General features: G+C 36.4%; 23 protein-coding genes and 1 pseudogene. 9 read left to right on the top strand and 15 right to left on the bottom strand.

All coding sequences use genetic code 11. The features are described 5' to 3' along the window. Window positions 1-121: 121 nt before the first annotated feature. A complete protein-coding gene (locus AsFPU1_RS08615) occupies window positions 122-589 on the top strand; it encodes a DUF6174 domain-containing protein (protein ID WP_124971891.1) in 468 nt (155 codons plus the stop codon). 16 nt (window positions 590-605) lie between these two features. Beyond that, window positions 606-2,327: a diflavin flavoprotein gene (locus AsFPU1_RS08620; RefSeq protein ID WP_124971745.1), complete on the top strand. Its 1,722-nt coding sequence runs from the start codon at window positions 606-608 to the stop codon at window positions 2,325-2,327. A gap of 29 nt (window positions 2,328-2,356) precedes the next feature. Here the strand turns inward: AsFPU1_RS08620 and AsFPU1_RS08625 are convergent, their stop codons facing one another. From AsFPU1_RS08625 to AsFPU1_RS08640, 5 genes are all read right to left on the bottom strand, one after another. Next, complete coding sequence (locus tag AsFPU1_RS08625; protein ID WP_124971747.1) at window positions 2,357-3,931, bottom strand: WD40 repeat domain-containing protein; 1,575 nt, start codon at window positions 3,929-3,931, stop codon at window positions 2,357-2,359. Window positions 3,932-3,935: 4 nt separating this feature from the next. Next, the gene (mgtE, locus tag AsFPU1_RS08630; RefSeq protein WP_124971749.1) at window positions 3,936-5,324 is read right to left on the bottom strand and encodes a magnesium transporter; all 1,389 of its coding nucleotides are present in this window, start codon (window positions 5,322-5,324) and stop codon (window positions 3,936-3,938) included. Window positions 5,325-5,425: 101 nt separating this feature from the next. Continuing rightward, window positions 5,426-5,584, bottom strand: a complete 159-nt coding sequence (locus AsFPU1_RS23640) for a hypothetical protein (protein ID WP_497462948.1) — start codon at window positions 5,582-5,584, stop codon at window positions 5,426-5,428. Between the two features lie 128 nt (window positions 5,585-5,712). Continuing rightward, window positions 5,713-6,639 carry a ribokinase gene (gene rbsK / locus AsFPU1_RS08635; RefSeq protein WP_124971751.1) on the bottom strand — a complete coding sequence of 309 codons (927 nt, stop codon included), beginning with the start codon at window positions 6,637-6,639 and terminating at the stop codon, window positions 5,713-5,715. 272 nt (window positions 6,640-6,911) lie between these two features. Next, window positions 6,912-8,612 (bottom strand): mechanosensitive ion channel family protein, encoded by a 1,701-nt coding sequence (locus AsFPU1_RS08640; protein WP_438357499.1) that lies wholly within the window; start codon window positions 8,610-8,612, stop codon window positions 6,912-6,914. A 421-nt stretch (window positions 8,613-9,033) separates the two neighbouring features. Between AsFPU1_RS08640 and cbiM the strand changes: the two genes are divergently transcribed. The 3 genes from cbiM (at window position 9,034) to cbiQ (ending at window position 11,043) form a co-directional block, all read left to right on the top strand. Then, entirely contained in the window at window positions 9,034-9,756 is a 723-nt protein-coding gene (cbiM, locus tag AsFPU1_RS08645) for a cobalt transporter CbiM (RefSeq protein ID WP_124971753.1), read from the top strand. Continuing rightward, a complete protein-coding gene (locus AsFPU1_RS08650; protein WP_124971755.1) occupies window positions 9,753-10,109 on the top strand; it encodes a PDGLE domain-containing protein in 357 nt (118 codons plus the stop codon). The genes cbiM and AsFPU1_RS08650 overlap by 4 nt, the downstream gene beginning before the upstream one ends. Before the next feature lie 193 nt (window positions 10,110-10,302). Further along, the gene (gene cbiQ / locus AsFPU1_RS08655) at window positions 10,303-11,043 is read left to right on the top strand and encodes a cobalt ECF transporter T component CbiQ (protein WP_227873369.1); all 741 of its coding nucleotides are present in this window, start codon (window positions 10,303-10,305) and stop codon (window positions 11,041-11,043) included. Window positions 11,044-11,167: 124 nt separating this feature from the next. Here the strand turns inward: cbiQ and AsFPU1_RS08660 are convergent, their stop codons facing one another. The 3 genes from AsFPU1_RS08660 to hisD form a co-directional block, all read right to left on the bottom strand. After that, on the bottom strand, window positions 11,168-11,449 hold the full coding sequence (locus AsFPU1_RS08660; RefSeq protein WP_124971757.1) for a type II toxin-antitoxin system RelE/ParE family toxin: 282 nt from the start codon (window positions 11,447-11,449) through the stop codon (window positions 11,168-11,170). Beyond that, window positions 11,430-11,669 carry a hypothetical protein gene (locus AsFPU1_RS08665; protein WP_124971759.1) on the bottom strand — a complete coding sequence of 80 codons (240 nt, stop codon included), beginning with the start codon at window positions 11,667-11,669 and terminating at the stop codon, window positions 11,430-11,432. Before AsFPU1_RS08665 ends, AsFPU1_RS08660 begins: the two co-directional genes overlap by 20 nt. A 184-nt stretch (window positions 11,670-11,853) precedes the next feature. Next, the gene (gene hisD / locus AsFPU1_RS08670) at window positions 11,854-13,149 is read right to left on the bottom strand and encodes a histidinol dehydrogenase (protein ID WP_124971761.1); all 1,296 of its coding nucleotides are present in this window, start codon (window positions 13,147-13,149) and stop codon (window positions 11,854-11,856) included. A 166-nt stretch (window positions 13,150-13,315) separates the two neighbouring features. On the opposite strand from hisD, the gene AsFPU1_RS08675 reads away from it, so the two are divergent. From AsFPU1_RS08675 to AsFPU1_RS08680, 3 genes and pseudogenes are all read left to right on the top strand, one after another. Next, window positions 13,316-14,383, top strand: a complete 1,068-nt coding sequence (locus AsFPU1_RS08675) for a hypothetical protein (RefSeq protein ID WP_124971763.1) — start codon at window positions 13,316-13,318, stop codon at window positions 14,381-14,383. A 262-nt stretch (window positions 14,384-14,645) separates the two neighbouring features. Then, window positions 14,646-14,891, top strand: coding sequence for a hypothetical protein (locus AsFPU1_RS23520; RefSeq protein WP_438357500.1), 246 nt, complete (start codon window positions 14,646-14,648; stop codon window positions 14,889-14,891). Then, a pseudogene (locus AsFPU1_RS08680) lies at window positions 14,824-15,186 on the top strand (zinc ribbon domain-containing protein); the annotation flags it as partial. The gene AsFPU1_RS23520 and the pseudogene AsFPU1_RS08680, both read left to right, overlap by 68 nt. A gap of 121 nt (window positions 15,187-15,307) precedes the next feature. Here AsFPU1_RS08680 and AsFPU1_RS08685 read toward each other — a convergent pair. Together AsFPU1_RS08685 and AsFPU1_RS08690 are read right to left on the bottom strand one after the other, a co-directional pair. After that, window positions 15,308-16,225, bottom strand: a complete 918-nt coding sequence (locus tag AsFPU1_RS08685; RefSeq protein ID WP_124971765.1) for an NAD(+) kinase — start codon at window positions 16,223-16,225, stop codon at window positions 15,308-15,310. Between the two features lie 27 nt (window positions 16,226-16,252). Then, window positions 16,253-17,224 carry an SDR family oxidoreductase gene (locus tag AsFPU1_RS08690; protein ID WP_124971767.1) on the bottom strand — a complete coding sequence of 324 codons (972 nt, stop codon included), beginning with the start codon at window positions 17,222-17,224 and terminating at the stop codon, window positions 16,253-16,255. A 338-nt stretch (window positions 17,225-17,562) separates the two neighbouring features. On the opposite strand from AsFPU1_RS08690, the gene AsFPU1_RS08695 reads away from it, so the two are divergent. Next, window positions 17,563-18,189 carry a hypothetical protein gene (locus AsFPU1_RS08695; protein WP_124971769.1) on the top strand — a complete coding sequence of 209 codons (627 nt, stop codon included), beginning with the start codon at window positions 17,563-17,565 and terminating at the stop codon, window positions 18,187-18,189. Between the two features lie 62 nt (window positions 18,190-18,251). Here the strand turns inward: AsFPU1_RS08695 and AsFPU1_RS08700 are convergent, their stop codons facing one another. The 5 genes from AsFPU1_RS08700 to AsFPU1_RS08715 all read right to left on the bottom strand — a co-directional run bounded on the left by AsFPU1_RS08700 (window position 18,252) and on the right by AsFPU1_RS08715 (window position 21,274). Next, window positions 18,252-18,470, bottom strand: coding sequence for a DUF2283 domain-containing protein (locus AsFPU1_RS08700; protein ID WP_124971771.1), 219 nt, complete (start codon window positions 18,468-18,470; stop codon window positions 18,252-18,254). 42 nt (window positions 18,471-18,512) lie between these two features. Next, window positions 18,513-18,677, bottom strand: coding sequence for a hypothetical protein (locus tag AsFPU1_RS22570; RefSeq protein WP_172957437.1), 165 nt, complete (start codon window positions 18,675-18,677; stop codon window positions 18,513-18,515). A gap of 41 nt (window positions 18,678-18,718) precedes the next feature. Next, window positions 18,719-19,144 (bottom strand): shikimate dehydrogenase, encoded by a 426-nt coding sequence (locus AsFPU1_RS08705; RefSeq protein ID WP_124971773.1) that lies wholly within the window; start codon window positions 19,142-19,144, stop codon window positions 18,719-18,721. Window positions 19,145-19,549: 405 nt separating this feature from the next. After that, window positions 19,550-20,656, bottom strand: a complete 1,107-nt coding sequence (gene cax / locus AsFPU1_RS08710) for a calcium/proton exchanger (protein ID WP_124971775.1) — start codon at window positions 20,654-20,656, stop codon at window positions 19,550-19,552. 159 nt (window positions 20,657-20,815) lie between these two features. Then, window positions 20,816-21,274, bottom strand: coding sequence for a phosphate-starvation-inducible PsiE family protein (locus AsFPU1_RS08715; protein WP_124971777.1), 459 nt, complete (start codon window positions 21,272-21,274; stop codon window positions 20,816-20,818). Window positions 21,275-21,296: the final 22 nt, after the last annotated feature.

Genomic DNA, 21,296 nt, shown 5'->3' on the forward strand with positions numbered 1-21,296 from the left:
CTAAAATAGGCTTAAGAACCATCAGTCCAATTATGGGCCAAAAAAACCAAGATTAGGGCGGGTTAAGCTAAAATAGGCTTAAGAACCATCAATTATGGCAAAAAACCCGCCCCTACTACTTATGAAACTAATTTCGGTGGTACTGACTCTGATAATATTAGGATGGTCGGTGAATGCCATCGCTATTCCGGTCAATTCTCCTGAATATTGGCAATTGTTAAAAGAATTAGCAAAAAATCGTCAATTATGGCGATTACAAAACATCAATAATTATCAGTTTACCTATCAGCAACAATGTTTTTGTGTGGCCCCAGGAAATATTCCGCTTAAAGTGGCAGTCAAGAATGATAAAATTACTCAAGTTGTCGATTTAAAAACTAATCAAACGATCCCTAATTTAGGATTTCCTAAAACCATTGATCAATTATTCCAAATTTTGGAAAAAGCCATCCAAAGTAAGGCCGATGAAATCTCAGTTACTTATGATTCAACATTAGGCTATCCTACTAAAATTGCCATTGATTATCAAAAAATATTAGCTGATGAAGAAACGAATTATCTAGCAAAAGATCTGATAAAAATCAAGTAACTTTACAAAAAAAACTATGCTAAAATCTAGAGATGTTCAAGTTTTTCTCTTAAATACTGATACTTTAGTCTTGCGATCGCGGACTTGGGATAGACTAAAATTTGAGATAGAATATGGATTAAAGCGAGGAACGACCTCTAATTCTTATCTAATTCAAGCTGATAAAATTGCCTTATTTGATCCCCCCGGAGAATCCTTTACAGACATTTTTTTAGAAGCATTAAAACAAAGAATTGATCCAAAAAAAATAGATTATGTAATTGTGGGTCATGTTAACCCCAATCGTAGCGAAACCCTCAAAAAAATATTAGAAATTGCTCCCCAAATAACCATTATTTGTTCCAATCTAGGGGCAATGTTATTACCTAATCTTTTATTCCCTCAATTTCCTCCTTACTTAAAAGTAGTGAAAGGAGAAGACACTTTAGACTTAGGAAAAGGACATCAATTAGAATTTATTCCCACTCCTAACCCTCGTTATCCTGATCAATTATGTACCTACGATCCCAAAACAGAAATTATCTATACAGATAAATTATTTGGTTCTCATGTTTGTGGGGATCAAGTATTTGATGAAGGTTGGAAAGTTTACGCCGAAGATCGTCGTTATTATTTTGATTGTCTTATTGCACCTTATGCCAAACAAGTCACAACTGCCTTAGAAAAATTAAGCCGCAAATCCGCTAAAATTTATGCCCCAAGTCATGGCCCTTTAGTGCGTTATGGCTTAAAAGAATTAACTTCCGCTTATCAAGAATTGCTCAAAAATCAGAAGTCTCAAGAGTTGAGTGTCGCCTTAATTTATGCCTCCGCTTATGGCAATACTGCAGTACTTGGACAAGCGATCGCCAGAGGAATTACAAAAGCTGGAGTAGGAGTAGAATCAATTAATGTAGAAGTAGCAGAACCCGACGAAATTAAAGAAGCGATCGCTAAATGTTCGGGGTTTATTTTTGGTTCCCCAACTTTAGGAGGACACGCCCCAACCCAGGTACAAACTGCATTAGGTATTACTTTAGCCAATGCGGATAAAACAAAATTAACGGGGGTTTTTGGTTCTTATGGTTGGAGTGGAGAAGCGATAGACCTATTAGAAAATAAGCTGAAAGATGGGGGGTATACTTTCGGTTTTGAGCCAATACGGGTGAAATTTACCCCCACAGAGGCTACTCTCAAAACCTGTGAGGAAGCAGGAATAGATTTTGCTCAGGCGGTGAAAAAAGCCCAAAAAGCCCGTAAACCGAAAGCCTCCGTCAATGAGTCCCAAACTGCCCGCACGGAACAAGCTTTAGGGCGTATTGTGGGGTCATTATGTGTGGTAACTTGTCGAGAAGGGGAGATCACCGGGGCCATGTTAGCTTCTTGGGTATCTCAAGCGACGTTTAATCCCCCCGGTTTTACGGTTGCAGTAGCTAAAGATCGGGCGATCGAGTCTTTGTTATATCAAGGTAGCTTTTTCGTACTGAATATTCTACCAGACGGGAAACATACGGGGTTAATGAAGCATTTTCTTAAGCCTTTTGCTCCTGGAGAAGATAGGTTTATGGGTGTGGATATAGAAACTGCCGAAAATGGTTCCCCTATTCTTAAGGATGCTTTGGCTTATTTAGAGTGTCAAGTAGGCGATCGCATGGAATGTGGGGATCATTGGGTTATTTATGGAATAGTGAAAAAAGGCAAGGTTTTACACGAAGGAGTGAGTGCCATTCATCATCGTAAATCAGGTAGTTATTATTAGAAGCTAAGCGATCGCCGATATGATAAACCTCAAAGTCTGCGCCAAATTTTAATCATCCCATCAGCACTCCCTGCTATCAATAACTGATGATCTTCACAAAAGGCTAAAGATAAAATACCAGGCTGACGAGGTTGATCCGTATTACCCATAATTAAACAAGCGATCGCCTCTCGACGACTGGGATGCCAAATTTTAAGATAACCATCGGCCCCACCACTAAACAAAATTTGCTCCTCTTGACTAAATAATAAGGCTTTAACTTGACCACTATGAGCATTTAACACCCGCACAGGTTGTAAGGGACGACCGGCCCCAAAACGAGTGGGATCAAGTTGCCAGACTTTAATACTGCCATCCACACAACCGGCCGCCAAGGTTTGACCGTCGGCACTAATAGCTAAGGATTCTACTGAGGACACGTTCCCTGCCAAAAATCCGATTTGTTCTCCTGTGTCCAACTGCCATAGAGTCACTCGACCATCTCCTCCTGCACTAGCAATTAAACCTTGAGGTGCATCAACCGCGATCGCATAGACAGCCCCCAACGGGTCATAAGAACTACAGTGCATCTCCCCATGGGGTAACAACCACTGTTTAACCGTCTGATCATAACTACCACTGATCAATAATAAAGGCTCTTTGGATAAAGCTAATCCATGAACCGATCCGATATGATGGGTTAAAGTCTGTCGTAAATTCAGGGTCATTTCTTCAGATTCATTGATTTCTCCCAACCACAGTTTAATGGTCTGATCAAAGCTTCCTGTGGCCAGTTGGTAATGGGATGTATGTTCTTGGGAGGGAAGAAAAACAACGGTTAATAATCCTTGAGAATGGGCAATAACATTAGTTTTATGGCTTCCTGTACTTAAATCCCAGATTCGTAAATTTTGATCCCAACTAGCACTAGCTAACCATTGTCCATCAGGACTAATAGCCAAAGATACAACTGCATCTGTATGGTCAGCTAAAGTATACAAGATATCCCATTCAGGAATAGAAGGGGAAGGAGAAAAGGCTGAAGTAGCAGAGACAATGGGCAGTTTCGTCGCGGTTGAGATAGAATTAATACTTAAGGAAGGGTCTGATGCTATGGGAGGGGTTTCAGGTTCAGATATGGGAGGTTGGTCTACTTCTTTAGTCAGTTCCCGTAAAGTTTGACTCAGTTGGGCAGAAGATTTTTCTAGTTGCTCAATACGTTCCGGTAGAACTTGAGTATTGAGATATTGAATCACACTATTAAGAGATTGTTCAATAATAAAGACTTTTTCTTTGAGTTGCCCCATTCCTCGACTATCGGTGTCTTGGGGAGGAGTAGGGGTTTGAACAGGAGTAGGAGAAGGGGACACAGGCTCAGGAGGGGTTATTTCTTGTATTTCTTGAGAAATTTGACGTTTTAACTGTTTGACTGCATTAGCCAATCGCTGACGACTAACATATTGCCCTCGGATACGGTTAAGGGCATTAAAAATTAAGGCTAAGGTGAGAAACCCTAAGGGAAGTATAATAATGTCAGTAGCAATGGCCACAAACAGACAAACCACTGCAATGCCCAGGGTTAAAAATTCAGCGACTTCAAGCCAGTGAAATTGTTTGAAGACCATAAGATCAAATGCCTAAAATAGTTCTAGCAATAGAAAAATAAATAAGAACACCCACAACATCAACTGCTGTAGTAATAAACGGGGCCGACATTAAGGCTGGATCTAGTCCTAAAGAACGAAAGAGAAAGGGTAAGGCAGATCCCGCAACAGAAGCTAAAATAGCGATCGCTACTAAACTAATGCCAACAGAGAGGGAAACCGACCAATTCCCCTGTAACCAATACGCCCAAATCGTGGCCAAAGTTCCCAACATTAACCCTAATAATACCCCAGCCAACATTTCCCGTATAACTACTTCTTTTGTAGTTAAATCCTTCATATCATCGGTGTTTAAGCCCCGAATAACCACCGTTGAAGATTGGGCCCCAACGTTTCCTCCTGTACCCGTTAAAAGGGGAATAAATGCGGTTAGAATGGCCATTTTTTCTAAGACATGGACTTGAGATTTAATAATTGTGCCTGTAACTGTATTTGTTAACAGTAACACCAACAACCAAACTACTCTTTTACGCGCGACGGTGACGATACTGGTTTGAAAGTAATTTTCTCCATCTGATTGCACACCCCCTAAAGCGTAGATATCTTCTGTGGCTTCGTCTTGTAAAATATCAATGACATCATCTACGGTGACAACTCCTACGAGTCTTTGTTCTTTATCTACCACGGGAACCGCTAAAAGATCGTAACGTTGAATTATTTTTGCTACTTCTTCTTGATCGTCGTTGGTGTTGACATAGACTACATCACGGGTCATAATCTCATCTAATGTGGTTTCTGGGGACGATAACACTAACTCTCGCAAGGAAACAATTCCGGCTAGATGTCGTGAAGCATCGGTAACATATAGATAGTAAACTACTTCTGATGTGATGGCTAGACGGCGAATTCTTTCTAATGTTAGGTTTACTGTAAAAGTTTCTTTGAGGGAGATATATTCAGGGGTCATAATTCGCCCTGCTGTATCTTCTTCATATCCTAATAATAAGGCGGTATTTTGTCTTTCTTCGGGACTTAATTGTTCTAGTAAGCGACGCACAATTTTGGCAGGTAATTCATCAAATAATTTAACCCGATCATCCGGGGACATCTGATCAACAATTTCTCTTACTTCTTGTTGTTTAAATTTTTCGATTAATGCTTGTTGAACTGTTGAGTCTAAGTGTTCATATACGGCGATCGCTTCTTCTTTCGATAATAAACGAAAGGCGATAACTTGCATTGATTCGGGTAAACTTTCGATTGCTTCGGCAATATCAACGGGTTGCACCGGAACTAATAGGGCTTTAGCTCCTTCTAAATTACTTTGCTCTAATAATAATTGTAGTTGGCTGCATACCAATTGGCGCAACTCACTACGAGAATTTGATTGAATTAATGTTCCATCTTCATTCAAGGTTCACTGGTTATCCTTTCTAAATTATGAATTATGAATTATGAATTATGAATTATGAATTATGAATTATGAATTATGAATTATGAATTATGAATTATGAATTATGAACTGAGTATAAAAGTTCTTTTATCCATTATCAATTGTTCATTGTCCATTATCAATTGTTCATTATCCATTATCAATTGTTCATTGTCCATTGTCCATTGTTCATTATCCATTATCAATTGTTCATTGTCCATTGTCCATTGTCCATTGTCCATTGTCCATTATAGCTTGTAAGAAAATAGATCACAGGCATCTTGCCTGTGCAATTTAGTATTTCAGTATCTCACAGGCATCTTGCCTGTGCCACATTATAATTTATAATTTATAATTTATAATTTATCAATTATCCATTATCAATTAACTTAAGATGTTGTTCTAAGGTTACTAAATCGGGTAACGCAGACTGAGAGCCTATTTTTGTCGTGGTTAATGCTCCCGCAATTACTCCCCATTTTAAGGCATTTTTTAGAGATAAACCTTGCTCTAAGGCAGCAGCGATCGCTCCATTAAATGCGTCTCCTGCGGCTACCGTATCAATGGCATTAACTGGATAGGGAGGAATCATAAAACTTTCTTCAATTGTAGCATAAAAAGCCCCTCTTTCTCCCAATTTAATAATAACACTTTTTACCCCGCGCTCTAAAAAAAACTGTGCCGCTTTTTGAGTGGTTTCTTGAGTATTAATGGCAAAACCCACTAATTTTTGAGCTTCAGTTTCATTAGGGGTAATAATATCAATTAATGGGTATAAATCATCAGGTAAATTATCAGGAGCAGGCGCAGGATCAAGTATAACAGTTATTCCTGCTTGTTTAGCGACTTTTGCTGCATTTTGTACAGTTAATAAAGGAATTTCTAATTGTAATAATAAGATCTTGGAATTCACTAATAAATAGTCAAGTTTTTTTACATCAGATTCATTGATATTATTATTTGCTCCCGGAATAACAATAATGGTGTTTTCTCCTCTATTATCAACCGTAATAATAGCAATACCTGAACTTATATTATCTTCAATATTAACTCCATCAATATTAACTCCTAATTCTTTTAAATTACCTAATAATTCCACTCCAAATTGATCTTTACCGACGCACCCTACTAAATAAGTATTTGCCCCTAATTTAGCGGCAGCAACCGCTTGATTTGCCCCTTTTCCTCCTGGTACAGTAAAAAAAATTTGTCCGATAATGGTTTCTCCTGCTTTGGGTAAATAAGCCGTTTGAGCCACTAAATCCATATTAATACTACCAACAACAATTATACTCATTTTTAACCAATTTAGTTTTTAATCGTAGGGACTGGTTTTAAAGAACAATGTATGATTCTTATCAAGATATTAAATAAACTTATCCTTACATTATATTAGATTTTAACAAAGATATTAAATAAACTTGTCTATATACCTAATTATTGATTAAGTACCGAAGCAAAATTAATTCCACAGTCAGGGCGGGTTTATCTAGTTTTTTGGGTGAGAATCATTAATTTATGTAAAAAACCCAGCCCTACTACAAATTTCGTGTAATTAATTTTGTCTACCTACTTATTTGGCTCATTTTTGACATTATTTTTATTTAATAAATCATCTAAAACATCAACTCTAAATCCTGGGGAAGTATAATCTTTAGGTAGATAATTTTCCGGCATAGTATTATGATTTCCATCCCTCAGCGCAGCATAAGCGGGGGAGAGAATTTCAATATCAGCCTCATTACATTTATCCTGAATATTTTGATGAAGACTTGAATAAATTTGTCCCATTTTTGTTGCTTCATGGGTATAAGCATTAATTTCATAACTGACATGAAAATCATTAAGAGCAGTTTGAAAAACAAACGGACGAGGCTGAGCTAAAATATAATCAGTTGCGTCGGCTGCCGCAATTAATGTTTGGTGAACTTTGCGCCAAGGTACATCATATCCCAGAGTAATTGTAGTATTAATAATTAAGGGATTTTCTAGATCTTCAGCTAAGGCACTAAAATTAACTACATTACTGCTAATAATAACAGAATTAGGAATAGTAATGATAACATTTTTTATTGTACGAATACGGGTAACAAGTAAGGTTTTTTCCAGAACATCTCCTACAGCATCACCAATTTTTACTCGATCAGATATTTGAAAAGCACGAGTATATATTAACACAAAACCTGATACAGTATTGGAGATAACTCCTGTTGATCCTAATGTAAATAATAGGGCAATAAAAGCTGATACACCTTGAAAAGCAGGAGAATTAAATCCTGGTAAATAAGGAAAAGCAAAAACAGCAGCTAAGGCAATAGTTAACCAAGTTAATAGTCTATAAGTAGGTTGAGCCCATTCAGGATAAAATCCTGTAAAGGTAAGATTACCTCGTTCAATTTCTGTAAAAACAATCTTAAAAAATCGTAGGGTATAATGGGTTAAAGTAATAATAATTGCTAATATAAAAATATTGGGTAAATAAGAGATTAAGGAATTACCAACAATATTAAGTGCTTTAATTAAATAATCCCAAAGTAATTGGCCAATTTTTCGAGTTTGAGGAAAGAAACTAAGAACCGTAGGCAAAAATAAATAAATAATCAATAAAGTTACAATAACTCTTATTACTTTAACGATCAGTTTACCAACTATTGCTAATCTACGAGATGATAATAGTTCTAAGTTTTGAATTCTAATAGAGGGAATAAATGTTTCATGATATTGATCAATTAATCGCTCAAAATAAGGAAATATAAAATTAAAAAATCTTAAAGTAAAGAGTAAAATAATAGTGGTAATAATGGTAGCAACAATACCAATAACCCAATAAAAAGGTTGACGTTCTCTACGATATTGTTTTAATTCTCTTTCAATAGCTTTGAGATGTTGTTCTGCTAATTCTTTATTAGGAAGATCAGCCGCTTTTGCATCTTCTGGGGTGACAGTTGCTATGGTTTTGTTATTAAAGAGAATCAAAATTCTCTCTCCTGTATCATCTAAATCAAATGATTCATTATTAATTTCAATTGAATCATCATTAACAATTTTTTCTAATCTTCTACTAATAATTGCTGCTCGTTCTTCAGGGGCAAAAGTTCCACTCCCTTGCTGTATATAAAAGAGGATTTCGTTATCAAATATAACTGGAGATCCTAGATTTTTTGATTGAGCAAAAATAGAACCACTAAACCAAAATAAACTACTAAATATAATTAAGGTTAATGTGGTTAAAAATACTAATAAAAATCTTTTCAGTTTATCGTTCATCATAAATTATATTTAATGTGTATAGGGAAAGTAGGTAAACAAAATTAATTACATACAATTCATAGTAGGGGCCGGTTTTTTACATAAATCAATGATTCTCACAAAAAAACTAGATAAACCTGCCCTGGCTGTGCAATTAATCTTACGCGCAGTACTTATAAGTTTTCTAACATTACAAGAATTAGAGAAAGTTTGTCTAAAGATTGACAAAAGGTTAAAACTTGGTCTAAGTTAATTTTGCCTACTTTATCGATAATTATGCTATTTCTTTACATTATTTTCAGAAAAAAAGAATCTTGAAAAAATCTTGATCTTAAAAAATTAAAAATGAATCTAAAGATGTTGTAAAAATATGCTACAAGAAGATGAAAAAAGCGTATAATAGGAGCAAGTAAAAAATAAGATAATTCAGAGATTTATATTAATGTCCTTATCTGCTTCATATTTTCTATTGCCATCTTATTTGGCCATGCATATTCCTGATGGCTTTTTAAGTCTTCCGGTAAGCTTATTTTGTTGGATCATTACCTTAGTATTTCTGCAAATATCCCTCAGAAAAGTACAAAAAGATTATGAAGAAAAAGCCGTTCCTTTGATGGGAGTTTGTGCTGCCTTTATTTTTGCGGCCCAGATGATTAATTTTCCCATTCCTGGGGGAACATCAGGACATTTATTAGGAGGAACATTAGCTGGTATTTTACTTGGCCCTTGGGCCGGAACTCTAGTTATTACAGTTGTTTTCATTGTCCAAGCAGTATTATTTCAAGATGGAGGTTTAACTGTTTTAGGGGCTAATGTTTTCAATATGGGAGTAATTGGTACTTTTGGCGGTTATTACCTTTATAAAACAATTCGAGTGACTTTAGGTCGTCGTCGTTGGATGAGTATGGCCACTGCAACAGTGGTTGCAGCTTGGGTGAGTGTCGTGACTGCTTCTATAATGACAGCCATTGAACTGAGTTTATCAGAAACTGTCCCATTAATGGTAGGGATGATAGCCATGGTTTCTTGGCATATTTTAATTGGTATTGGAGAAGCTATAATTACATTAATTGCTGTTAGTTTTATCTGGCGATCGCGGCCGGATCTTTTATATGATCCTCCTGTTCCTTATTCTGTAGAAATAAATGCAAATAAATTATCATGACTAATAATTTATCCAATAAATCTAATCGTCTATTAATTATGATAGGATTGGGTATAGCTTCAGGAATTGCTATCTTTTTATCTCCTTTTGCAAGTCCTAATCCTGATGGTTTAGATCGAGTCTCCCAAGACTTAAAATTTGATCACAAAGCTAAAGCCGATATACCTGCACGAAAACTCCCCTTTTACGCTATTTTTCAAGAATATGCCCTGCGAGGTGTTCCTGATGCTGTAGCGACTCCTTTAGCAGGTTTAGCGGGAACATTAGTCACCTTTGGGATTGCTTGGGGAATAGGAAAATTAGTAATTAAACCGGCAAAAAAAAATGATTCTTCTACAGATGAAGATGATTAGAGATTAAGAAAAAAAGCAAATTTTACTTAACTCGCTCAGAGTTAAGCTATACAAACAAAGGTTGCCTGCGCAACCTATAATGACTGTCCGCGCTCGTCGGACTTCGTTTCTATAGCATAAGGCTTTAGCCTTTTATTAATTATTAGTTTAGCATAGTTTGTCCAGTAGAATCGTCAATAATAAGCATATTAATGTGAAAAATTCATCCTCATACCCTCAAACTCCTTGGCATATTTTAGCCTCTCAAACCCGTTTATTATGTACTTTAATTAGTGTTTTTGCCATTGCTTTAACCCCTAATGGAAAATGGTTAAGTTGGATAATTTATGGTATTGGTCTATTAATTTTAATCTTAATTAGTCGTGTCTCTTTCAGACAATTATTATCTAAAGTCATGATCGAATTTGCCTTTGTGGGAGTAGTGTTATTAGGAACCTTATTTCGTCGTGAGGGTGAAGTTATTTTGTCATGGGGAATCATCCAAATTACTACTACTGGTGTTATGATTTTAGGAAGTGTTACCATTAAAGTTATTTTATCATTATTCGCCCTTAATATACTCATCATAACTACTTCTATTCCCCAGATTTTTCAAGGATTATTAATCTTAAAAATACCTCCTTTATTAGTAGCAATTATGGCTTCAATGTATCGTTATATTGGGGTTTTAATTGAAGAAGTAACGACTATGAAAAGGGCTGCAATGTCTCGTAATTTAATGATTAATAGAGGTACAATTCGTTATGTCATGGGTAATGGTATTGGCTCTTTATTTATCCGTACTTATGACCGAGGAGAAAGAATTCATCAAGCTATGTTAGCAAGAGGTTATCAAGGAATACCACCCGTCCAAGAATTTCCTGGTTATAAAGCTAAAGATAAAATGGCGTTGATATTGACAAGTATTATTATTATTTTAGGACAAATTAGTTAGGGTTTGCTGAAGAAGGGTAAAACCTTTATTTCAAAAATGCTACAGACATATTCAGAAAAAATATCAGCTTCATGGGCGAAAAATAGCTAAAATTGGATGGAGAGAAAAAATTGACAAATAAACATTAATAAACCTCATCATGGGAACCAATATCAACAAGGATAATTAAGGTTTCGTTTGACTCCATATCTTCACCAAAGGTAAAGATAATACGGTAATCATAATTAACAGAACATGACCAGTATTTGTCCAAATTACCGGTTAACTTATGAGACTTCAAAGAGGGTGTAAATGGACTATTTGCTAATAGTCTTAAGGCGATAATGATTTTTTCTTTTAATTGTGTTTTTTTCTTGGTAATTTTTCTAAAGGATCGCTTAAATTTATTACTCCAAACAATCCTCATCATCATCTCCTTCAAGCAAGTCAGCAATTAAATCATCAACAGTTCCAATTTTAGCCTTACCTAGTTCTAAAGCTTTTAAGATTTCTTCTCCATTTTTACCTATCTCCAAACGGCGGTTTTCAATTCTTCTTTTTCGGATTAAATCAAACAAATAATCCTGGTCTTCAATGGATAAACTCTCAATGGATTCTATAATCTCTTGAAATGATGAAACAGTCATCTATCTCTCCTATTAAGCTAAGACGCATTTAAACTGTATATTGGCAGATTAGGAAACAAACCGTCAAACCATTAGTCCATCACCCCATCACTCGAATAGGACGGGCTTTAGATGCGTGACAACTTATTTAGGGTTCAACAATGGATAATTCATAATTCATAATTCATAATTCATAATTCATAATTTATAATTTCTCATTATCTTCTAAACGAAGACGAATTGCTTCTGCACTAGCTGAAAAACCCTCAGCTAAAGATAATAACTCTAAAGTTGCTGACAATTTTTGTAAAGCTTGGGGAGAATATTCAATTAAACTTGACGGTTTCAGAAACGTTTCTACCCCGATAGCAGACGCATAACGAACCATCCCAGAAGGAGGTAGAATGACCCCAGAACTACCTAAATAATCCCCTACCGCTTTAGGAGTATTAGAACCAATAAAAATCGTTCCAGCATAACGAATTTGTTCTACAAAATCCCAAGGATTAGCTAAAGCAAGCATTAAATATTGAGGCGCAAATTGATTAGTGATCGCCACTGCTTGGCCCAAAGAATCAACCAGCACAATTAAGCTATAATGAGCGATAGCCTTTTCGGTAAGAATACCTTGAGAATGGTATTGTAACTGTTCTTCAACCCGTTGTTGTATTTTTTCGGCCAAAAACGGATCAGGAGTTAGTATAATAACCGCAGTTGTGGGGTCTTGTTCAACTTGGGCCAAGATATCTGCCGCAATTTGAGAAGGATTTGCCTTACGATCAGCAATAATGACTAAATCTGAAGTTTCAACAGGAGTATCAATAACTACCGTACCATAGACCATTTTTTTCGCCAAAGTGACATCTAATCCTCCAGTTCCGGTAATAACGTCCACTTTAGGAATAGTTGAAGTTCCATAGGTCAAAGCCGCGATCGCATATACCCCACCTAAGCGGTAAATTTCTTGAATACCGGCAACTTGGGCAGCAACCAAAATATCGGGATGAATTTTACCTGTAAGATCACAAGGAGTGACTAAAACAACTTGAGGAACTTGAGCCACTTTAGCAGGAATAGCCTGCATTAAGACGCGACTGAGACGGGAACATTGATCTCCTGCTACATAAAGTCCGGCCCGTTTGTGGGGATAATAACGTTTACCAACGACCACATCATCGGCCTCAAATTTCACCCAAGATTTAGGCAAACGTTGACGATGAAAGATTTCTAGTTGTTTACTGACATTTTGAATAGCATCGAGTAAATCCTTAGAAATTTGTTGATAAGCGACATCTAACTCTGAACCACTAACTCGAAGTTGTTTAAGGGGTATAGGTTGTTGAAATTCATCAAGAAGTGCTAAATCTCCTTGAAGTTTAACATTATCAAGAATTTCTCGCACAATAATCTCTTTACCACGAATCTCCTCGCCATAACTGCGATCTCTGATTCGTTGTAATTCCGTTTCTATCTCAACAGATTGAGTAATGATTCGCAGCATGGAGTCAGCATACCCCTCTGGGCGACTACTAGATATCAGTCTAGTAAATTACTTATTGTATCTAGCTTAGCTTGGATTTCCCTAAGCTTGTGGTTCGTGATGGGCTAATTATTATTTACAGATGAGTTAGGATATAATCAGAATAATACAGCTTCATGTTAGTCCTATGACTCCTCCCAAGCAATCCTCCTCTTCATTGCGTTACTTTTTGGCCAGACTTAAACCCTTAGCGCGTATTGAGTTATGGGGTTCTCTGGGTATTATTGGGGTGATAGTTTTGGGTATTTGGCAATATTCGACTCATCCCGAATGGTTGGGCCATATTTCGTCTCAAATTTCCGATTCAACACTCCCTAATACCAATATTAACCCAGATATTAATGGGGAAGTGGGTAATAATCTTGATATTGGAGTTAATTTTCAAGATTTAACTCAAAACCCTACTTCAGATATTCTCTCTCCGAGATTAAATAAGATTCAATCTCCTTCAACTAATCCTCTAGAAACCCTTAAGACTCGGAATTTACTAAATCCCTTGACTCCAGGGTCAACTCCTTCAGATTCTACAACAACGACTGACAATAAACCCCAAATTTTTCAGCCTTTATTACCTCATCTTAAAAATCCTAATTCTTTATTTCCTTCTTTGTCTTCTCCACCCCCTCCTAGTAAACCTATTACTCTATCTACCTTAAAACCTCTTGATTTGGCTGCAATGAAGGATAATCCTCTGAATAAAGCACTTGAATCTTTACTTTCTCAAGATTTAGCTAGGCCTCAAACCAATGCATCAGGAGAACAGTCTCGTCAAACATCAGGTAATTCTGGTGATTCTTCTGATAATAGACCTGTGCAACGTCCTTTTAACCCATCTACTCCCAGACCTTCGGTTAATCCTTCTTATCAACCTTCTTATCCTACTTCTGGTATTCCATCAAATCAACAACCCTACACTAATTCTTATCCTTATTCAGCTTCTCAGGGTCAACCTTATCAACAACCTCCTTATCAACAACCCTATCAACAAACTCCTTATCAACAACCTTATCCTAATCCTTATGTAGCCTCTCCTGTTCAACCTTATACTAATCCTTACGGTTCAGGAACTCCGGTTTATCAACAACCTTATCAACCTAATCCTTCTAATAACTATAATAACCAAAATCCTGTCAACCCAACTAATCAAAACCCAAATCAGATTAAATACGGTATACAAAGACCTCAAATTCCCTAACCTTAAATATCCCGTAAAGCCTCTAAATTACCTATATCTTGGCAGAATGCCCCCGTTACAGGTCAGGCGGACGCATCGAACCGTAGGTGAGTACCGCCGAACCCTTAACGGCGGGACGGCAGTCGCTCCTCGACGGAAACCGTCAAGACCGCGCTGCCTCATGAATGCCAAGCAATAAATAAACTGCGCAGCAACGATTTAATTCTACCATTTCTGGGTAAACTGTGTTAAATTCAATTTATCCAAGGTCGAAAATTGTTAAATGCTAGTCGTAGAAGCCAAGTTAAAAAACGGAACATCAGAACAATATGAGAAACTTAATGAAGCTATTAAGACCTCTCAGTTTGTGCGTAATTCTTGTGTTCGTCATTGGATGGATAATAAAGGGACGACCCGCAATGACCTCCAAAAACTTTGTGCTGTATTAGCTAATAATAAAGGAATGGTTGAATTATTTTGCCAAGATTTATCGCATAGTTTGTGTTGCTGTACCTCCCCATTTCACTAGCCAAGACTGTTCAGTTTGTGGCACAAGAGTTCAGAAGTCATTAAGTACCCGAACTCATCAATGCCCTAACTGCAAAACAGTCTTGGACAGGGATCACAACGCATCAATCAACATTCTTAAAAAAGGGTTGAAATACTTGGGAAATTATCTCAACGGTAGTGTAGGGCATACACAAACCGACCCAAACGCCTTGGGAGAGTCCGACCTCTGGGTTCTAAATGGAAGCATTGAGAATTTAAGTTGTCTCGTTGAGCAAGGAATTTCTAATAGTGATATGGAAAGAATCCCCCGCTAGATTGCTCTCTCGCAATTAGCGGTGGGAGTATGTCAATGTCATTATAGTCATTGTTAAAAATAACTAATGCTGCTCTGACTTTAGTACCTGATAACGAATTAGAGCAGAGTGACAGTAATTTTTAAGGCAATTCTACTGATGTCGGTTTAGCAATATGAGGTAATCCCCACCCTAATTTCTCCCGTAAAATTCGGAAAAATTCAGGAGATTGTAACCGAATAAATCGAGCTAAATAAGGAGATTTTTGTACATAAATTCGATCATCTGGTAACACATAACATCCCCCATTACCATCGACAACTAAAACCATGCGATTTGGAGTGGCAGGGAAAATATTCACAGGTTCCTTATCAGAAAATACTAAAGCACGAGACGCTAAAGAATGAGGACAAATAGGGGCTAATTGAAACACGGGAACATCAGGGGTTACAACAGGCCCCCCCGCACTCAGAGAATAAGCAGTAGAACCCGTTGGAGTAGACAAAATAATGCCATCGGCCGCAATATCAACAGGGGCGTGTCTACCGATTTTAATCTCAAAATGGCACATACTCGTCAAGGGTTCCCGATGAAGTACCATTTCATTAAGAGACAGGGCTTCCCAAAGCAAAGTATCCTGACGCAATAATTGTACCGATAACATGGTACGTTCTTCTATTTCATAGTTTCCCGTCAACACTTGTTCTATAGACTCGGATAGTTGATTCAGATATACTTCTGTGAGAAACCCCATGTGACCCGTATTAACTGTTAGTAAGGGAATGCCACAGGGGGCCAATTGTCGGAAAGCAGATAAAACGGTTCCATCTCCCCCTAAAACGATGGCAAAATCCATATCCTCATCAAAATGGGGGGGGACAAGATGCTCAATGCGAGTATGACAGACGGGGCGTTCTGGTTGAGAATAGCCAAGGAGTCCACCCCGGCCAGTCTCTAAAATCACTGTCCAGCCACAACTAGATAGCTTGTTTTCTAAGTCTGAAGCGACTTTACAAGCAACGGGTTTGATATCATTAAAAATGATGCCTACTTTTGGCACGACGGGCTATCCTTGGTCAAAATTAACTCAAACAGAAGATTTAAAGGGAGTCTTTTTCTTCTTCTTAGATTTACTCTTTTCGTAATCGAGTTCTTTTAGCTTTTTGAGAATACGACTAAAATATTCCTTTAGATAGGATTCTAAAGTAGTTGTCTCCTTGGAATCAAGGCCAAATATTTCATATACTTGTTCCATAGGGGCGGTTAGGGCTTTACCACTGGCTAAAACTTCGGCAAAAGCCAAACGCTCAGATATATTATAAGTCCATTGGAAAAAGTGAGTAAAGCCACGCAAAAACCTGAGCAGTCCCAAGGGAATACGAGATATTTTAGCAGTTTTATCGGATAATTTCTCACATAATTGGATAATTTCTTCGGCTGTCCAGGCTTTTGTTCCCACCACTGGATAAGTCTGATTTTTGGTTTCGGGGACTTCTAAGGCGCGAATAGCGAATTTAGCCATATCCTGAGTATCCATGTAGGCAATGGCACTACTTGCACCCGTTATCCACACTGCCTGATTATCTAGAATAGGAACGGCGTATTGACTAATTAACCCCTGCATAAAACCAGAGGGACGCAAAATTGTATAATTTAACCCTGATTCAGCTAAAAATAGTTCTGTACAGTGTTTAATCTCCATTAAAGGCACATCGGTGTGTTTTTCGGCGTTGAGGATGGAGAAAAATATATAACGGTTGACTCCGGTTTTTTGGGCTGCTTGAATTAAGTTAACTTTTCCTTCCCAGTCTACTTGTTTTATCGCGTCAGTTGCTCTAGCAGAAGCCGCATCAATAATGGCTTCCATCCCTTCTAAGGCCGGAAGTAAGGTTTCTGGTTTACAAAGATTCCCTATGACTAATTCTGCACCCCATTCTTTTAAAAAAGATGCTTTCCTGGCATTTCTGACTAAACAACGGACATTATAGCCTTTATCAAGGGCATGGCGCGCTATTTGTCGCCCTAGTGTGCCTGTTGCGCCAACGATCAATAATTTCATTTATATAGATTTGTAATGTTTCTTAACGTTTCTCTAAGATATTAACAGAAAGTTACACAGTTGTGGCGTTTTCGCTAAAATCAGGACTGAAGACCATGACAGCCTCTGTATGGGCTTAATAAGTACAGCCAGGGCGGGTTTATTTATTTGTGAGAATCATTGATTTATGTAAAAAACCCGCCCCTACTACAAATTTTATGTAATTAATTTTGTCTAGCTACTTACCATTAAGTCCTAGTATTTAATGGTTTTGGTGTGAGGGGATGATATTTTAGTAAAATGAGAGGTAGACAAATTGATAATTTTTAGATCAATATAATGCTAGATGAGTTAATAAAATGTCTTATAGTGATTTTACTTTACCCAGTGTCTTAAAAGCTTTTGATTTAAAATGTTCAGAAATACCGAATCTTTTTAGTGAAGTAGAACCATTAGAACCGAGTAAGTTTCTCAGAGATGCTTTAGAAGATAATCTTATTTTAGCATTAGGAAGTAATACCGAAAAATCTCGCTCTGAGTTAATTATAACACCAATTTTACTCGAATTGAGAAAACAGTTTAATAAAAAAATAAGTTTTTTTTCTGGGGTTAATTTTACTATTGATTCTGCCAGAGGATTAAATGGTAATTGTGATTTTTTGATTAGTGGTTCTGAAGAATTACTATTTATTAAATATCCTGTTATTGCGATAGTTGAAGCGAAAAAAGAGGATTTGATAGCAGGTTTAGGTCAATGTCTTGCAGAAATGATAGCTGCTCAAATTTTTAATGAAAGAGAAATACAACCGATATCTAGTATATTAGGAACCGTTACATCAGGGACTAATTGGCGATTTTTGAGGTTACAAAATGAGCAGGTTGACATTGATTTGACTGAATATTATTTAAGTGATTTAGATAAAATTTTAGGGATTTTAGCTAATGGGATTAGTTGTGGAATGGGCATCTTGCCCGTTACAGACTAGAAGCGACGTACCATAATTATTTATATTTCAAATGAAAACACTATATTAATACCCGATATTTACTAAACAACAGTAAAGGGAATATTTTCTAAAATGACATTAGGAATATTACCAGAACCTAAAACTTCTTTAGCATCGATAATTTCTATTCCCACTAATAATTCATTGACTCCAATATTTAAAGCCATTTCATCAGTCAGTTGAACTGTTTTGCATTCGTGTTTTCCTTCTACCAGCCTAATATAAAGGGCATCAATTTCAGCATCATAACTAATTTTCATAATTTTTTCCTTAATTTCTCTTTCATGTGCTTTAAAAGCTGACTAATTACTACCTGATTGAGCAAAACAAAATTGCTTAATGACTACTGCTTGATTAGCGGTAATTTGTCGTGCTTTCCAAGCAATACGCCCCCCTTCTCGGTTGCGCCCTAATTCTTCCGTAACTTCGTAGCCATAGTTTAACCAATCAGGAAAATTATTGCTCATAATAAAACATTAGTTAATGAATTACTTTTAGTAATAATAAGTTACTGAGAAAAGTTAGGAACAAGACGGAAAAGTAAAGTTAAAAAAGCAGTTACTACAGATACAATAAGAGGAGTAATTAAAGATTTTGCTCCTTTTAAGTCGGCTACATCATTAACCAGATTTCTTTGGATACTTTTCATTTCTGTCACATCTTCTTTGATAGTTTTAACTTCTTCTTCTAACCGAATTTGTCCCATTTTTATTTCAGTGATGTCTTTTTGAATGCTATCAAATTTAGCTTCAAATTTAGCTTCAGATTTTTCAAATTTGGCTTCAAATTTTTCAAATTTAGCTTCAGATTTTTCAAATTTGGCTTCAAATTTCTCATCCATCTTGTCTAACTTACTGTTGATCTCTTTCAAGACTTCCCCTAGAGAGTAAGTGACTGTTATCGGTGTCTGTATACTTGTGCCTTCGGGACTCATGACTTAAACTCCTATTAGATATACGTTAACGAATTCTATTCCCGTGGGGTGTGTTAGGCAAATGCTTATTATTCGATTATAAACTAATATTTTTATCCGGCAGTAATGCACCAAGATTAAAAGGTTTATGTATGTTAAGCTAAGACGCATTTAAAATGGTTATAGAGGATTTTAGTAAAAAGTTCAAACTCTTTCTCCGGCGCTCCCTTGCAGTCTCAACTACTAATTTAAATGCGTGACAGCTTACGCTAGGCTAACACGCCCTATTAGATTGACATAGCTAATGCGCGTGTATTAGGACTGGGGTTTGTTGGGTTTCGTATCTCAACCCAACCTACAATCTAATTGGGTGCGTTAGACTTATTTATGTCCGACTACTCTAGAAGATGCAAAATTAATTTTCAATTAACCTAATCCCTCAACAACTGGATGGAAATAAAAGGCAATTCCAATGACTAGATACGTCGCTAATAATAGCGTCCCTTCTAACCAATTAGAACGACCATCAGAACTAATAGAATTCGTAAGTAAAACAGCTACGGCTACTGCTACTAACTCAAAAGGATTAAAATTTAGATCCATTGGTTGTCCTAAAAGTAATCCTGAAATTACTAAAACAGGGGCAACAAATAAAGCAATTTGTAAACTTGAACCCACTGCTACTGACATTGATAAATCCATTTTATTTTTCATGGCAACGGTGACAGCAGTAATGTGTTCTGCTGCATTCCCAACAATGGGTAATAAAATGACTCCGGTAAATAATCCTGTTAATCCTAAAGACGCAGTAGCTTCTTCTAAAGAATTGACTAATAATTCTGATTCAAGAGCAACTCCAATAGTTACCATTAACAAGATAAAAATCCATTTTTTGATATTCACTTGTGTGGGATTTTCTTCTGTTAATTCTGCCTCATTATTTTCCATGTCAGCCATACTTACATCATAAAGATAAGTATGAGTTTTCATAGAAAAAAGTAAGGTCAAGCCATACACTAAAATTAAAACAATGGCAACTGCAACTGATAAATTTTGTAAGGTTTTTTCTTCAATTCCTGTTGAAGTATACTGTACAGCAGTCGGTAATAAAATCGCCACTACGGCTAAATTCATGGAGGAAGCATTTAAACGGGCCGCTACTGATTGAAATGTTTGCTCTTTATAACGTAATCCTCCTAATAACATTGAGAAGCCAACTACTAATAATAAATTACCAATAATTGACCCCGTAATAGTCGCTTTAACAACTCCAATTAATCCCTCTTTCAGAGCAACTAAGGCTAAGATTAATTCTGTCGCATTCCCAAATGTGGCATTTAATAAACCCCCTAAATTGGGCCCCACAACTATAGAGATTTCCTCGGTTGCTTTACCCATAAAACCTGCTAAGGGAACAATAGCTAACCCTGCAGTTAAAAATATAACTGTTGCACCCCATTCAAGATAATATGCAGCAAAAGAGACGGGTATAAACAACAAGAAAACAGATAAAATCTTATCTTTATTTGACATAAATTGAGATGGTTACTCCTAGCCTGGGATACTTCTTATTTTAGAACATTAGGAGTTATTCACAAGTAATAAGTTTTCAGGGTGGGTTCTTAACTAAAATTTAATGTTTTCATAAATTAAATAAACCAGTCCGTACATAAGATCTCCAAAAAAAATAATTCAATCATGTCTATCATTGTTTTGATTAGACTTCATATTCATTTGTCGAATTAGCCAATAACTAGCAGAAAGTCCTAAAGCAGCTAAAGCTAAGGCAATAATATCGTTTTTCTCATATTTAGCTGGATCAAAAATAATGATTTTTCTGGCTACAGCAATTAAAGCTGTGACCACAACTAATTCGACTTGAACAATATGTTTTCTCAGATAAGCAGTGATATTTTCTAATAATTCTAAGGCAATTAATATGTTAAGAAATAGTCCAAAAATTTCTAGCATTGTTTTATTAAAAAATCCCACAGGTTCAGTGGTCAATAAATCTTTACCAAGAATAATGACTAAATCAAAAATAGAAACACAAATAACAATAACTAAGGCAATAGATAAAACTTTAGAAACAACATTTTCAACGAGATGAATCAATCTCATAAAGTTGTCATCTTTAAATATTTTTTTCATAGGTCACAGCGTAAGTAAAGTT

This window comes from Aphanothece sacrum FPU1, from assembly GCF_003864295.1.
Lineage (GTDB): Bacteria > Cyanobacteriota > Cyanobacteriia > Cyanobacteriales > Microcystaceae > Aphanothece_B > Aphanothece_B sacrum.

Excerpts from the sequence above, each read along its gene's own strand:
- AsFPU1_RS23520 (WP_438357500.1), top strand. The coding sequence starts at position 14,646 with ATGCTAGTCGTAGAAGCCAAGTTAAAAAACGGAACATCAGAACAATAT.
- AsFPU1_RS08615 (WP_124971891.1), top strand. The coding sequence starts at position 122 with ATGAAACTAATTTCGGTGGTACTGACTCTGATAATATTAGGATGGTCG.
- AsFPU1_RS22570 (WP_172957437.1), bottom strand. The coding sequence starts at position 18,677 with ATGAGCAATAATTTTCCTGATTGGTTAAACTATGGCTACGAAGTTACG.
- AsFPU1_RS08625 (WP_124971747.1), bottom strand. The coding sequence starts at position 3,931 with ATGGTCTTCAAACAATTTCACTGGCTTGAAGTCGCTGAATTTTTAACC.
- rbsK (WP_124971751.1), bottom strand. The coding sequence starts at position 6,639 with ATGAGTATAATTGTTGTTGGTAGTATTAATATGGATTTAGTGGCTCAA.
- AsFPU1_RS08640 (WP_438357499.1), bottom strand. The coding sequence starts at position 8,612 with ATGATGAACGATAAACTGAAAAGATTTTTATTAGTATTTTTAACCACA.
- cax (WP_124971775.1), bottom strand. The coding sequence starts at position 20,656 with ATGTCAAATAAAGATAAGATTTTATCTGTTTTCTTGTTGTTTATACCC.
- AsFPU1_RS08700 (WP_124971771.1), bottom strand. The coding sequence starts at position 18,470 with ATGAAAATTAGTTATGATGCTGAAATTGATGCCCTTTATATTAGGCTG.
- AsFPU1_RS08715 (WP_124971777.1), bottom strand. The coding sequence starts at position 21,274 with ATGAAAAAAATATTTAAAGATGACAACTTTATGAGATTGATTCATCTC.
- AsFPU1_RS08695 (WP_124971769.1), top strand. The coding sequence starts at position 17,563 with ATGTCTTATAGTGATTTTACTTTACCCAGTGTCTTAAAAGCTTTTGAT.
- hisD (WP_124971761.1), bottom strand. The coding sequence starts at position 13,149 with ATGCTGCGAATCATTACTCAATCTGTTGAGATAGAAACGGAATTACAA.
- AsFPU1_RS08665 (WP_124971759.1), bottom strand. The coding sequence starts at position 11,669 with ATGACTGTTTCATCATTTCAAGAGATTATAGAATCCATTGAGAGTTTA.
- AsFPU1_RS08650 (WP_124971755.1), top strand. The coding sequence starts at position 9,753 with ATGACTAATAATTTATCCAATAAATCTAATCGTCTATTAATTATGATA.
- cbiM (WP_124971753.1), top strand. The coding sequence starts at position 9,034 with ATGTCCTTATCTGCTTCATATTTTCTATTGCCATCTTATTTGGCCATG.
- AsFPU1_RS08675 (WP_124971763.1), top strand. The coding sequence starts at position 13,316 with ATGACTCCTCCCAAGCAATCCTCCTCTTCATTGCGTTACTTTTTGGCC.
- AsFPU1_RS08620 (WP_124971745.1), top strand. The coding sequence starts at position 606 with ATGCTAAAATCTAGAGATGTTCAAGTTTTTCTCTTAAATACTGATACT.
- AsFPU1_RS08690 (WP_124971767.1), bottom strand. The coding sequence starts at position 17,224 with ATGAAATTATTGATCGTTGGCGCAACAGGCACACTAGGGCGACAAATA.
- AsFPU1_RS23640 (WP_497462948.1), bottom strand. The coding sequence starts at position 5,584 with ATGGACAATGGACAATGGACAATGGACAATGAACAATTGATAATGGAT.
- AsFPU1_RS08705 (WP_124971773.1), bottom strand. The coding sequence starts at position 19,144 with ATGAGTCCCGAAGGCACAAGTATACAGACACCGATAACAGTCACTTAC.
- AsFPU1_RS08660 (WP_124971757.1), bottom strand. The coding sequence starts at position 11,449 with ATGAGGATTGTTTGGAGTAATAAATTTAAGCGATCCTTTAGAAAAATT.